Source organism: Streptomyces sp. NBC_01166, from assembly GCF_045039765.1.
In the GTDB taxonomy this organism is placed as follows: domain Bacteria; phylum Actinomycetota; class Actinomycetes; order Streptomycetales; family Streptomycetaceae; genus Streptomyces.
In genome coordinates, this window is sequence record NZ_CP108613.1 from 1,873,869 (window position 1) to 1,887,037 (window position 13,169).

Below are 13,169 nucleotides of genomic sequence, written 5' to 3' on the forward strand. Positions count from 1 at the left end.
ACAATTCCTCAGCCCCGGTTCCGCCCCACGGCCTTCCTCACCAGTGGCCAGGCCAGGATCAGCGCGACGATGACGTAGACCGTCACGGAGAACGGGGTGTTGACCAGTCCGGTCACGCTGCCGTCGCTGATCTGGAGGGCGCGCCGCAGCTGTTGTTCGGCGGACGGGCCGAGGATGACCGCGATGATCGCGGGCAGCACCGGCAGGCCGTACCGCCGCATTCCGAAGCCGATCAGCCCGATGACCAGCAGGATCACCAGGTCGACGGCCTCCCCGCCCACCGCGTACGCCCCGACGGCGGCGAAGAACAGGATGCCCGCGTAGAGGTAGGGGCGCGGGATCCTCAGCAGCTTCGCCCAGAGCGGCGCGAGGGGCAGGTTCAGGGCGAGCAGCAGCACCATGCCGACGAAGAGGGAGGCGATCAGGCCCCAGACCAGCTCGGGTTCGCGTTCGAACAGGAGCGGGCCGGGCTGGATGCCGTACTGCTGGAAGGCTGCCAGCATGACGGCGGCGACGGCCGTGGTGGGCAGGCCGAGCGTGAGCATGGAGACCAGCGTTCCCGCGGCGGAGGCGGAGGCCGCCGACTCCGGCCCGGCGACGCCCTCGATGGCGCCCTTGCCGAACTCGTCGCGGTGCTTGGAGAGCCGCTTCTCGGTGACGTACGAGAGGAAGGTGGGGATCTCCGCGCCGCCCGCCGGGATCGCGCCGAACGGGAAGCCGATGAGGGGCCCGCGCAGCCACGACTTCCAGGTGCGCCGGACGTCGTCCCTGCCCAGCCAGGGGCGGCCGACGGGGATCGGCTTCCCGCTGGTGCGGCGCAGGTGGGCGGCGACCCAGAGGGCCTCCCCGATGGCGAAGAGTCCGACGGCCACGATCACCACGTCGATGCCGTCGGCCAGTTGGAGGGAGCCGAAGGTGAGGCGCTGCTGGCCCGTCATCTGGTCCAGGCCGACGAGGCCGATGGTGAGGCCGATGAGGAGCGACGCGAGACCGCGGATCCGGGAGGAGCCGAGGACGGAGGTGACGGCGATGAAGGCCAGCACCATGATGGCGAAGTAGTCGGGGGCGCCGATGTCGACGGCGAGCGAGGCGACGGTCGGGGCGAGGACGACCAGCAGGATCGTGCCGATCATGCCGCCGGCGAAGTGACCGACGGCGGCGGCGGCGAGCGCCTGTGCGCCGCGCCCGGCCTTCGCCATCGGGTTGCCCTCGATCGCGGCGACGACGGCCGCGCTCTCCCCCGGGGTGTTGAGGAGGATCGAGGTGGTGGAACCGCCGAACATCGCGCCGTAGTAGATCCCGGCGAACATGATGAAGGCGCCGGTCGGTTCGAGGCCGTACGTCACCGGAAGCAGCAGTGCCACGGCCATGGCGGGGCCGATGCCGGGGAGCACACCGATGGCCGTGCCGAGGAGGACGCCGAGCGCGGCCCAGAGCAGGTTGACCGGCGTGAGCGCCGTGCCGAAGCCGTCGATGAGGGAGTTGAGGGAATCCATCGGTCAGAGCACCCCCATCAGCGGGCCGCCCGGGAGGGGCACCCCGAGCAGGTTGTCGAAGACGAAGTAGGTCACCAGGGACAGTCCGGCCGCGATGAGCGGATCGCGGTCGAAGTGGCGGCTGCCCAGCGCGTAGGCCGAGCCCCAGAAGAGCAGGGCGCCGGAGACGGGGAAGCCGAGCGGGCCTATGAGGACGGCGAAGGCGAGGAAGACGCCGGTGAGCAGGGCGACGGTGCGCCGGTCAGCGGGTTCGTCGAGGTCGACGTCCTCGCCGGCCTCCGCCTCGCCGCGGCCGCCTCGCAGGACGTCGACGGCCAGCAGCACGGCGACGGCCAGCAGCCCGATGCCGACGGCGACCGGGACGGTCCTGGGACCGACGGGTCCGCGCTGGGTGATGTCCACGCTCATCGTCAGGGCGTCGGTCAGGACCAGGACGCCGAGCACGAGCAGCAGGACGCAGACGCCGAGCTCGGAGTGCTCGCGCAGCCAGGCGCGCGCGGTGGCGGGCCGGGCGGGGGTGTTCTCGTCGCTCACAGTCCCAGCTCCTTGAGGACGGTGGCGACGCGGCGGTCCTGGGCGTCCAGGAAGTCACCGAAGGCGTCACCGGTGAGGAAGGCGTCGTCCCAGCCGTTCTTCTTCATGGAGTCCCGCCACTGCTTCGAGTCGTGCAGCTCGCTGACCAGCCCGACGAGCTTGTCGCGCTCGGCCCGGGAGAGCCCGGGCGGGGCGACGATGCCGCGCCAGTTGGTGAAGTCGGTGTCGAGGCCGGCCTCGCGGAGGGTGGGCGCGTCGAGGCCCGGGACCCGCTTCGGGCCGGTGACGGCGAGCAGCCGGAGCTCGCCGGCCTCGATCTGGTCGAGGTACTCGCCGACGCCGGAGACACCGAAGCCCACCTTGTTGCCGAGGATCGAGGCGAGCAGTTCGCCGCCGCCGTCGAACGGGATGTAGTTGACCTGCTTGGGTGCGATCCCGGCGGCCTTCGCCATCAGCATCGGCGCCAGGTGGTCGGGCCCGCCCGGCGAGGAGCCGCCGCCGACCGGGATCTTCCCCGGGTCCTTCTTCCAGGCGGTGAGCAGCTGGCCGATCGTCCTGTACGGGGAGTCCTTGGCGACGACGACGATGTCCTGCTCCTCGGTGAGCCGGGCGATCGGGGTCGTGTCACCCAGGGTTTTGGGTGATTTGTTGGTGTGCACGGCGCCCACGACACCGAGGCCCATGGACATGGCGAGCTTGCCGTTGCCGTGCTCGGCGGCCAGCCGGGTCACGCCGACGGTGCCGCCGGCGCCGGGCAGGTTGAACACCTCGATGCCGTGGGTGAGCCCCGCGTCCTCGGCGTTCTTCGCCGCGGTGCGCGCCGTGATGTCGTAACCGCCGCCGGGTGTGTTGGGAACCATGAAGCGCAGTCCGGGGATCTGCGTGCCTGTGTCGGAACCGCTGCCGGTGGACAGCAGCGGCGGCCCGACGAGCACCAGCAGCGCTGCCCCGAACAGGGCGAGTGGAGTGCGCAGTCGCACCGGATGCCGCCTTTCGAGCTCTACGTGTACGGGTGTGATCGCGTGTGAGGTGGCCCACATGTTGCCTGCGCGTTAACGACCTGTCGCCTTTCCGGAATCAATGGACGTTGTGGTCGTTGTGGTCGCGCCCTACCGTGGCCGCGTGACGAAAGTGCTGGTGGTGGACGACGACTTCATGGTCGCGAAGCTGCACAGCCGGTATGTGTCCGCATTGGACGGTTTTACGGTCGTCGGCGTGGCCCACACGGGCGCCGAGGCCCTGCGCGCGGCCAGCAGAACACGTCCTGACCTGGTCCTGCTCGACATCTACCTGCCCGACATGGACGGGATTCAGGTCCTGCGGGAGCTGCGTGCGGCGGAGGAGCGGGACGGCGGCGCCCACAGTGCGGACGCTCTCTTCATCACCGCCGCCCGCGATGCCGGGGTGGTCAGGGCCGCCCTGCGGGCGGGCGCCCTGCACTACCTGATCAAACCGTTCCACCGCTCCGCCCTCCAGGAGCAGTTGCAGCACGTGGCCTCGCTGCGCCATCGCCTGGACGCGCTGGACGAGGCCCGCCAGGAGGCCCGCCAGGAGGATGTGGACCGTATCTTCGGCACCCGTCCGCCGGGCTCCCGCGAGCTCCCCAAGGGCCTGGCGGCCCACACCGCGGACCTGGTCGAACGTGTCCTGCGCGAGCACCCGGACGGTCTGTCGGCCTCCGAGTGCGCCGAGGCGGGCGCCCTCTCCCGGGTCAGCGCGCGCCGCTACCTGGAGTACTTCGCGGAGACGGGCCGGGCCGAGGTGTCGCTGCGCTACGGCGGCACTGGCCGGCCGGAGCGCCGCTACCGCGCGGTGTCCTGAGACCGGCCGGCGCAGGAGGCGGCGTGTCCGTGCCGGCCGGTTTCCCCGAGCCGCTCACCGCATAGCTGTCCTGTTCACGTAACGCTCGGCCCCCGGCCATACGCCGCGTGTGAGCATGACATCAATTCCCGGCAGCGTGTCCGAGGTTGGCGCAGATCAACCGAGGAGGGCGTAACCCGTGGTCGCGAATTCCGTGTCCCGCAGGCAGATGTTCGGATTCGGCGGGGCGGCAGCCGCCGCGCTGATGCTCGGGACGGGGGCGTGGGAGGCGCAGTCCGCGTTCGCCGCACCCACCCTGAAGGGTGACCCGTTCACCCTGGGTGTCGCCTCGGGCGACCCGACGTCGGACGGCGTCGTGCTCTGGACCCGCCTGGCTCCCGAACCCTTCGCACAGGACGGGCTCGGCGGCATGCCGGCGAAGCCGGTCCGTGTCCAGTACGAGGTGTCGCTCGACGAGCGGTTCCGCCGGGTCGTACGCCGGGGCAGCGTCGTCGCGACTCCCGAACTGGCGCACTCCGTCCACCCCGAGGTGCACGGGCTCGCCCCCGACCGCACGTACTGGTTCCGCTTCAAGGCCGGCTCCTCGATCTCCCCCGTGGGCCGTACGCGCACCACTCCGGCACCCTCGGACGACCCGCGCGAGCTGAAGTTCGCCTTCGCCTCCTGCCAGGCCTGGCAGGACGGCTACTTCACGGCGTACCACCACATGGCGCAGGAGGACCTGGACCTGGTGGTGCACCTCGGCGACTACCTGTACGAGCACGGCGTCAAGACGAACAAGCGCGGCGTGACGACCGATTCGAAGTTCCACACGGAGACCCTCGACCTCGCCCGCTACCGCCTCCAGTACGGCCTCTACAAGTCCGAGGCCCCGCTGCGCGAGGCGCACGCCAACTTCCCGTGGATCATGACGTTCGACGACCACGAGGTGGAGAACAACTGGGCGGACGAGACCTCCGAGAACAACGAGGACCCGAAGACCTTCATGCAGCGCAGGACCGACGCCTTCCAGGCCCTGTACGAGCACGCGCCGCTGCGCCGGCCCCAGTTGCCCGAGGGCCCCGACGTCCAGATGTACCGCAGGCTCCCCTACGGCCGGCTCGCCGACTTCACCATGCTCGACACACGCCAGTACCGTGACGACCAGGCGTGCGGCGACGGCTCGTCGGCCGACTGCGACGACCGCTTCGACAAGGGCCGGACCCTGCTCGGGGCCCGGCAGCGCGCCTGGGTGCTCAAGGGCTTCAGCCGCTCGCAGGCGCGCTGGCGGATCCTCGGCAACCAGGCCCCGATGGGCCAGACCGACCAGGACCCGGGCCCGGCGACGAACGTCTTCATGGATCCGTGGGACGGTTACGTCGCCGAGCGCAACCGGCTCCTCGCGGAGGCGGACACGCGCGGGGTGCGCAACCTGGTCGTGATCACGGGTGACCGCCACCAGAACTACGCCTGGGATCTCAAGCGCGACTTCGCCGACCCGGAGTCGCCGACCGTCGGCTCGGAGTTCGTGGGCACCTCGATCACCAGCGGGGGCGACGGCGCGGACATGACGGCCCAGGGCGAGACCTTCCTCGCGGCGAACCCGCACATGAAGTTCTTCAACAACCAGCGCGGCTACGTACGCGTCACGGTGGACCGCGAGCGGTGGACGAGCGACTTCCGCGTCCTGCCCTTCGTGACGAAGCCGGACGCCACGATCAGCACCCGCGCGAGCGTGGTCGTGGAGGACGGCACACCGGGCGTCCAGGTCTGACCCCGGGGCCCGGGGGCGGGGGGCCCGGGGCGCCCCGGGCCCGAAACCCGTTCTCGCCGCGCCTCGACGCCTGCCAGCATCGACGGATGGACGATGACGACGCGTTGTACCCCTCCGACCTGATCGGCGTACGGCTGCTGGGCGTGACCGCCCCGGTGAGCCGTCCGGTCCCGTCCCTGTGGCTGCATCCGGAAGGGGCTGCGCCTGTCCGGTTCCACGCGGACGGATTCACCCTGTCGCTCACGGCGGAACCCTGGACCGAGGACACCTCGGTGGTGTCCGGCCCTCAGGACGTCGCGCTGACGCACTTCGTGGGCGGGACGACCCGTTCGGTCCGGGAGATCCGCTACCGCGGGGGCACCGTCGACCACGTGTGCGGCCTGACGATCGGGTTCAGCGACGGAGAGGTACGCCTGCTGGCCCTCGACGGGGAGCTGGTCGTCGCCCACGGCCGGCACCTGGGCGCTGTCGAGGCCCGTCTGCACGAGGACGTCACTCTGGCCCAGGTCGTCAGGACCTGTCCGGCCTTCCCCTCCCAGTGGGATGCCTGGACGACGGACGACCAGTACCTGTATCTCCGTTACCGGCACGGAGTGGGCAGCGTGGAGCAGCATCCGAGCGAGGACCCCGACACGTGGGACGGCGAGGGCTCCAGGCTCCTGACCATGTGGGACGACGGAACCGACGGCGGAGAGATCGCGCTCCCCGACTTCCTCACGGAGGCCGGTCTGCGACTGGCACCGGACGCGGAGGTCTCCGTCCTGACCACCTGGCTCACAGGCCGGTCTTCCTGAGCCCTCCCCTAACCATCCCTTAAGCCCGCCATAACGATCGCCACCTGCGCCTTTCCCGGCCCGGATCCGCTTCCGGCGGCGGCTAGCTTGCTGATCACCAGACCTGGTCAACAGCCTTGCCGCCGAAGGAGAAACACCACCATGGCCGTCATCACCACCGCTCGCCGCAAGGTCGCCGGAGCCGTCGTCGCGCTCGGCGTCGCGCCGCTCGCGCTGACCGGGCTGTCCGCCTCCCCGGCCGCCGCCCACGGTTCGCTGAGCGATCCGGTCAGCCGGGTCTCGGCCTGTTTCGCGGAGGGGCCGGAGAGCCCGCGGTCGGCGGCCTGCCAGGCGGCGGTCGCGGCGGGAGGGACCCAGGCGCTGTACGACTGGAACGGCGTGAACATCGCCAACGCGGCCGGTCAGCACCGCGAGTTGATCCCGGACGGCAAGCTGTGCAGCGCGGGCAACGACAAGTTCAAGGGGCTCGACCTGCCGCGCGCCGACTGGCCGTCCACGCCCATGGAGGCGGGCAGCCACACCTTCCGGTTCCGGGCGACGGCTCCGCACAAGGGCTCGTTCGAGCTGTACCTGACCAAGGCGAGCTACGACCCGGCTCAGCCCCTGAAGTGGTCGGACCTCCAGGAGAAGCCGTTCGCCACGGCCACCGACCCGACGCTGGAGGACGGTTCGTACGTCTTCGACGGCACCGTGCCGGAGGCGTCGGGACGGCAGTTGATCTACACGGTCTGGCAGCGGTCGGACTCCCCCGAGGCCTTCTACGCCTGCTCCGACGTGGTCTTCGGCGGCGAGAAGTCCGGCAGCGGTTCCGTCGCGGCCGCGCCCGCGCCCACCGCGTCCGCCCCGTCCGAGCAGGAGATCGACGAGGGGGCCGAGCAGTCGTCCGTCGAGCACGGCGGACACGGGGACGACGACGCCTCGACCGGCGCGGAGGTCACCGAGGCGGCCCCGGCCGAGGGCACCGGGGCGAACGCGCCCGAGCCGAACAACGTCGCCGCCTCCCCCGCGGACACGGCCCCGGCGGACGAGGCCCTCGCCGAGACGGGTGGCAGCAGCAGCACCTCGTACCTCGCGATGGGAGGAGCCGCCGCGCTGGCCCTCGGGGCGAGCGCCCTGTTCGTCTCGGTCCGCCGCAGGTCCTCGGGCGGCGCGCACCGCGCCTGACCGGTGGTGACGGCGGGGCCTCCGGAACCTCCGGGGGCCCCGCCGCGCGTCTCAGCCGACGACCGAGGCGCAGGTGGTCGGGGTGGCGTGCGCCGGGTCGAGGGCGTTCACCACCTCGTGGAAGGCGATCCTGTCGATGGTCCCGATCGCGACGTGCTCGGACAGGTCGACCGGACACAGGTCCTGGAGCAGGACGTTGCGTACGTTCGGTCCGTCCAGGTACTGCGTGCGGTACGGGGTCACGACTTCGTCGTACCGGGTCGCGATGACGGTGTAGCGGACCCCGGGCACGGTGTCGCCGCCCGCGTTGAGCTTCGTGATGAAGGCGGAGCCGGCGATCTGGTCGGCGAGGCCCGGGGTGTTCTTCGTGAGGAGGTCCTCGGCGCCCGGGAAGTACGGCAGCAGCTGGGTGAGGCCGAGAAGCGTGGTGCCGTGGTTGTCGGGGGCGATCCCGACGAGGGCGTTCACCTTGTCGGCTCCGCCGAGGAACTTCAGGTAGTAATTGGGCATCATGCCGCCCTGGGAGTGGCCGACGAGGTCGGCCTCGGGCGCGCCGGTGGCGCCGAGCACCTTGTCGACGAACACGTCGAGCTGTCCTGCAGACTTCTCGATCGGGCCGAGTCCGTTGAAGAACGGCACGCCCGGGAGCTGTCCGTAGTCCAGCGAGAAGACGCAGTAGCCCCGGTTGACGAGGTACGGCGCGAGGACCAGCCAGTTGTCGACCGAGTTCCCGAAGGTTCCGTGGACGAGGACGACCGGCCGGGGGTGGGCTGCGGAGGGTTTGCAGGAGTAGTCGTTCCATCCACGGGACGGAGCGGCGGCTTCCGCCGCGGTCGCGGTCGCCGTGGGGGCGACGAGCGCGGCGACGGTGAGGAGCAGGGCGGCGAGGGTGCGGCGTGCGCGTGGGGAGCGCCGGGCACGGGTCCAGGGCAGCATCGGGTGGTCTCCTTGCGGCTCAAGGGAGTTGCGATGTCGGTGCGCCCTGCGGTCCGGACCACAGCGAATGACGTTTTTTCAACGTGCTCATGCCAAGTTACGCACGGGTAAGGTCAGGGGGGAAGTTACGCGTCGGTAAAAAGATTCCGGCGTCCCGGGGTCAGGCCGCGAGCCGCCCCGGCTTCACGGCCCCGGGGCCGAACCTGGCCCGCAGCCTGTCGGACACGGCCTCGATCCGCCGTGTCCGCTCGTCCACCGGGTCGAAGGTGAGCTGGTGGGCGGCGCGTTCCGCGTCGTGAAGCCCCTCCGCCCGCAGCCCGATCCCCCGCACCCGCGCCCGCTGCAGGGCGAACGAGTCCTGGATCCGGTATGCGAGCGAGGTGAGCGCCGCCGAGTGGGCGGTGGGCTCCGGGAGCGTACGGCTGCGGGTCAGCGTCGCGTAACCGGTCCGGTCGGCGTAGCGCACGGAGACCGCGAGCGATCGGCACACCTGGCCGTCGCCGCGCAGCCTGGCCCCCAGCTCCTCGGTGAGCGACAGGAGCGCGCGGCGGTGCTGCTCCGGGTCCAGCTCGTCGCGGGGGAAGGAGCGTTCGGCGGCGATCGACCGGGCGGCGGCGTTAGGCACGACCCGCGTACGGTCGATGCCGTTGGCCCGCTCCCACAGCTCGCGCCCGGTCCGTACGCCGGTGATCCGCTGCAGGGTGGCGAGCGGTGCGGCGGCTATCCGGCCGATGGAGTCGAGCCCGTATCCGCACAGGGTGCGCGCGGTCGCCGTCCCGACGCCGTCCAGCGCGGCGGCGGGCTTGGACGCGAGGAAGCCGGCGTGCTCACCGGGGGGCACCACGAAGGTGGTGCCGGGTGTCGCCTGCCGTGCGGCCATCCTGGCCAGCATGGGGTTGGAGGCCGCACCGATCGCGCAGTCCACGCCGTGCAGGGCGAGGGCGCGCACCCGGATCACGGAGGCCAGACCCGCCGCGTCCTGTCCGAAGTAGCGCAGCGCGCCGCTGACATCGGCGAGCGCGGCGCCGGGCGGGGCCGCCTCGACGACCGGGGTGAACGCCCCGAGGAGGGCGAGCAGTCCCTCGTAACCCGCGCTGTCCGGCAGTCCGCCGCCGATCCGGCGGAACCGCAGGCACAGGACGGCCGGCTGTTCGTTCATCCCGCGCTCCCCTGGCTCCGGTGCCACAGCTTCCTCCCGGTGGGCGTCCCTTCACCGGCCGGCTGGAGATCGGACCACGGGTTCATCTCGTAGCCGGTCGGCAGCTGGATGCGGCGGCCGTCGTCGGAGGCCTCCTCCTCGCCGGAGGCGGGCTCCTCCGCCAGCCGTGCCGCGACCGCGTCGAGGCCGCCGGTGCGCCGCAGTTCGACCAGCTCCGCCAGGTTCCAGGCCGCCGAGCCGACCACACTCATGCTGCGCGCGCCGCGCCGCTGGACCACCCCGCGCACGAGCAGCAGCCAGGAGTGGAAGACGGTGTGCGCGCAGGCGGCGTGGCTGTCGTCGAAGAAGGCGAGGTCGACCAGGCCCGTCCCGTCGTCCAGGGTGGTGAAGATGACCCGGCGGCCGGAGCGGACCGGCGGGGTCTGGGTGGCCACCTTGGCGCCCGCGACCAGCACGGTCTCCCCGTGCCCCGCCTCCCGCAGCCGCTGGGCGGAGACCGCGCCGAGCTCCTTCAGGAAGGCGTGGTGATCGCCCATCAGATGGCGCGACACGTCCATGCTGAGGACGCCGAGCTCGGCACTGAGGCGTTCGGCGTCGTTGAGGTCGGGCAGCCCGACGGTGCCGGTCCGGTGCCCGCCGCCGAGCGGGAGCTGGGCGCCCGCCGCGCCGGAACCGGAGCTCCGCTGGGCGCGGTGGAGCTCGGACAGGTGCAGCAGCAGGTCCCTGCGGTTGGCGCCGAAGGCGTCCAGCGCGCCGACCTGGGCCAGCCGCTCGGCGGCCGGCTTCCCGGGCCTGGCCCGCTGCCAGAAGTCCAGCAGCGAGGTGTAGGGCTGCCCGGCCTCGATCCGGGCGACCTCGGCCTCACTGATGCCGTGGACGTCCGAGAGGGCCAGCCGCAATCCCCATTTATCACCGTTGTCGCCAGACACCAGTTCGATCCTATGAGCGGCCGCCGACCGGTTCACGTCCAGCGGCAGCACCGGTACCCCGCGCCGCCGCGCGTCCGCGAGCAGCAGCCGCTTCGGGTACATCCCGGGGTCGTGCGTGAGCAGCCCGGCGTAGAAGGCCGCCGGGTGGTGCGCCTTGAGCCAGGCCGACTGGTACGTCGGCACGGCGAAGGCGACCGCGTGCGCCTTGCAGAAGCCGTAGCTCCCGAACGCCTCGATGATCTCCCAGGCGCGGGCGATCACCTCGGCGCCGTACTTCCTCCGCGCCGCCCGCTGTGCGAACCAGACCCTGATCCGGGCCTGCGACTCGGGGTCGGAGAGCCCGCGCCGCACCCGGTCGGCCTCGCCGCGTCCGCAGCCGGTCATGATGTTCACCATCTCGATGATCTGCTCGTGGAAGACGACCACCCCGTAGGTGTCGCGCAGCGCCCCCTCCAGGTCGGGATGGGGATAACGCACGGGCGCGCGGCCGTGTCTTGCCTCGATGAACGGCCGCACCATGTCGGCGGCGACCGGCCCCGGCCGGAACAGCGAGATGTCGACGACCAGGTCGTGGAAGGTGGCGGGCTGGAGCCGGCCGACCAGGTCGCGCTGGCCCGGCGACTCGATCTGGAAGCAGCCGAGCGTCTCGGCGCTCTTGATCAGCCGGTACGTCTCCGGGTCGCCCTGCGGTACGGCGTCCAGGTCGACCTCCCGCCCCGAGGCCCGCTTCACCTCGGTCACCGCGTGCGCCATCGCCGACTGCATCCGCACGCCGAGCACATCGAGCTTGAGCAGCCCGAGGTGCTCCACGTCGTCCTTGTCGAACTGGGACATCGGGAAACCCTCGCCGCTGGTGGGCATGACCGGCGTGCGCCGCAGCAGCGAGTCGTCCGAGAGGAGCACCCCGCACGGGTGCATGGCGATGCCTCGCGGCAGCGCGTCCAGCGACTCCACCAGCTCCCAGAGCCGCCCGTACCGCTCCTTCCGCCCGGCCACGGCACGCAGTTCGGGCAGCTCCTCCATCGCGGCGCGGGCGTCCCTGGCCCGGATGTGCGGGAAGGCCTTGGCGAGCCTGTCGGTCTCGGACGGGTCCATGGAGAGCGCGGCGCCGACGTCGCGGATGGCGTGGCGCACCCGGTAGGTCTCGGGCATGGAGACGGTCGCGACCCGCTCGGCGCCGAAGCGCCCGATGATCGCGCGGTAGACGTCCAGGCGGCGGGCCGACTCGACGTCGATGTCGATGTCGGGCAGCACGAAGCGCCGCTTGGACAGGAAGCGCTCCATGAGCAGCCCGTGTTCGACCGGGTCGGCGTGGGCGATCCCGAGCAGGTGGTTGACCAGGGAACCGGCCCCGGAACCGCGTGCGGCGACCCGTATGCCCATCCCCTTCACGTCGTCGACGACCTGGGAGACCGTCAGGAAGTAGGAGGCGAAACCGTGGTGGGCGATGATGTCCAGCTCGTGGTGCATCCGGTCCCAGTAGTCGCGCCTGCGGTCGTAGCCGTGCCGCACCATGCCCGCGGCGGCACGGGAGGCCAGCACCCGCTGGGCGGTGCGCCGGCCGGCGCCGACGAGGTGCGGTTCGGGGAAGTGGACGCTGCCGAGCCCCAGGTCGTCCGCCGGGTCGACGAGACAGGCGTCGGCGGTGCGCCGGGTCTCCGCGAGCAGCCGCTGCCCCGCGTCCCGTCCGAGCCCTGCGGCGGAGGCGATCCGCTCGGCGGTCTCCCGCATCGCACCGGCGTCCTTGAGCCAGCGCTCCCCGCTGTCGAGGGGGGAACGACGCGGGTCGACGGGGACGAGCCGGCGGGCCGAGTCGAGCACGTCGGCGACGGGGCCCTGCCCGGGGTCGGCGTACCGGACGGCGTTGGTCAGGACGGCCCGCACCCCCTGCTCGGCGGCGAAGCCGACGGTACGGGCGGCGAGCCGCAGCGATCCCGGGCCGGTGCCCTCCCGGCCGTGGTGGACGGCTTCGAGGCGCAGGGCGTCGCCGTAGATCTCCCGCCAGGGGGCGAGCAGCGCGGCGGCCCGGTCGGGCCGGCCCGCTGCCAGCGCGGCGCCCACCTCCGAGGCGGGGCCGAGCAGCACGGTGAGCCCTTCGGCGGGCAGCGCGTCCCGGCCGACCAGGGGCTGCCCGGCGTCCGGGTCCCCGGCACCGGGGGCGTGGGCGGCGGTGACCAGCCGGCACAGCTCGGCCCAGCCGCGGGCGCCGTCCCGGGCGAGGAAGGTGACCCGGGGTGCGGATTCATCGACAAAGGCACCTCCGCGGACCGGTGTGCGCGGTCTGTGCGTACGGCCCCCCTCGCCGACCTGCCGCGCCACCGCGAGCTCCGCCCCGAAGAGCGGACGTATCCCGGCCTTCTCGCAGGCCCTGGCGAAGCGGACCGTGCCCGCGAGACTGTCGCGGTCGGTCAGCGCGAGGGCGTCCATCCCACGCTCGACGGCACGCTCGGCCAGCCGCTCCGGGTGCGATGCCCCGTACCGCAGGGAGAACCCGGAAACGGTATGCAGATGCGTGAACCCTGGCATCCGCACCTCCTGGACCGATCCGTACTCGCCACCCCCTCGCTCTCCACCATAGACCAA

The 13,169-nt window shown here is 72.0% G+C and carries 10 protein-coding genes; 4 read left to right on the forward strand and 6 right to left on the reverse strand.

Annotation, left to right across the window (positions count from 1 at the left end; translation table 11 throughout):
• Nucleotides 1–8: 8 nt before the first annotated feature.
• Genes OG379_RS08675 through OG379_RS08685 form a run of 3 tightly spaced genes read right to left on the reverse strand, consistent with a single transcriptional unit; the run spans nucleotide 9 to nucleotide 3,010 of the window.
• Nucleotides 9–1,496, reverse strand: a complete 1,488-nt coding sequence (locus tag OG379_RS08675; RefSeq protein WP_393757976.1) for a tripartite tricarboxylate transporter permease — start codon at nucleotides 1,494–1,496, stop codon at nucleotides 9–11.
• Between the two features lie 3 nt (nucleotides 1,497–1,499).
• Entirely contained in the window at nucleotides 1,500–2,030 is a 531-nt protein-coding gene (locus OG379_RS08680) for a tripartite tricarboxylate transporter TctB family protein (RefSeq protein ID WP_356714706.1), read from the reverse strand.
• Complete coding sequence (locus OG379_RS08685; RefSeq protein WP_405660925.1) at nucleotides 2,027–3,010, reverse strand: Bug family tripartite tricarboxylate transporter substrate binding protein; 984 nt, start codon at nucleotides 3,008–3,010, stop codon at nucleotides 2,027–2,029. The genes OG379_RS08680 and OG379_RS08685 overlap by 4 nt, the downstream gene beginning before the upstream one ends.
• A 100-nt stretch (nucleotides 3,011–3,110) precedes the next feature.
• On the opposite strand from OG379_RS08685, the gene OG379_RS08690 reads away from it, so the two are divergent.
• The 4 genes from OG379_RS08690 to OG379_RS08705 all read left to right on the forward strand — a co-directional run bounded on the left by OG379_RS08690 (nucleotide 3,111) and on the right by OG379_RS08705 (nucleotide 7,562).
• Nucleotides 3,111–3,851: a response regulator gene (locus OG379_RS08690; protein ID WP_393757972.1), complete on the forward strand. Its 741-nt coding sequence runs from the start codon at nucleotides 3,111–3,113 to the stop codon at nucleotides 3,849–3,851.
• A gap of 178 nt (nucleotides 3,852–4,029) precedes the next feature.
• On the forward strand, nucleotides 4,030–5,604 hold the full coding sequence (locus OG379_RS08695) for an alkaline phosphatase D family protein (RefSeq protein ID WP_405660927.1): 1,575 nt from the start codon (nucleotides 4,030–4,032) through the stop codon (nucleotides 5,602–5,604).
• Between the two features lie 86 nt (nucleotides 5,605–5,690).
• Nucleotides 5,691–6,398, forward strand: coding sequence for a hypothetical protein (locus OG379_RS08700; protein WP_405660929.1), 708 nt, complete (start codon nucleotides 5,691–5,693; stop codon nucleotides 6,396–6,398).
• 141 nt (nucleotides 6,399–6,539) lie between these two features.
• Nucleotides 6,540–7,562 carry a lytic polysaccharide monooxygenase gene (locus OG379_RS08705; protein WP_405660931.1) on the forward strand — a complete coding sequence of 341 codons (1,023 nt, stop codon included), beginning with the start codon at nucleotides 6,540–6,542 and terminating at the stop codon, nucleotides 7,560–7,562.
• Nucleotides 7,563–7,613: 51 nt separating this feature from the next.
• On the opposite strand, the gene OG379_RS08710 is transcribed toward OG379_RS08705, so the two are convergent.
• From OG379_RS08710 to OG379_RS08720, 3 genes are all read right to left on the reverse strand, one after another.
• Nucleotides 7,614–8,498 (reverse strand): esterase/lipase family protein, encoded by an 885-nt coding sequence (locus OG379_RS08710; protein ID WP_405660933.1) that lies wholly within the window; start codon nucleotides 8,496–8,498, stop codon nucleotides 7,614–7,616.
• Between the two features lie 160 nt (nucleotides 8,499–8,658).
• Nucleotides 8,659–9,657: a hypothetical protein gene (locus OG379_RS08715; RefSeq protein ID WP_405660935.1), complete on the reverse strand. Its 999-nt coding sequence runs from the start codon at nucleotides 9,655–9,657 to the stop codon at nucleotides 8,659–8,661.
• Nucleotides 9,654–13,112, reverse strand: a complete 3,459-nt coding sequence (locus OG379_RS08720) for a DNA polymerase III subunit alpha (protein WP_405660937.1) — start codon at nucleotides 13,110–13,112, stop codon at nucleotides 9,654–9,656. Before OG379_RS08720 ends, OG379_RS08715 begins: the two co-directional genes overlap by 4 nt.
• Between the last annotated feature and the right edge of the window lie 57 nt (nucleotides 13,113–13,169).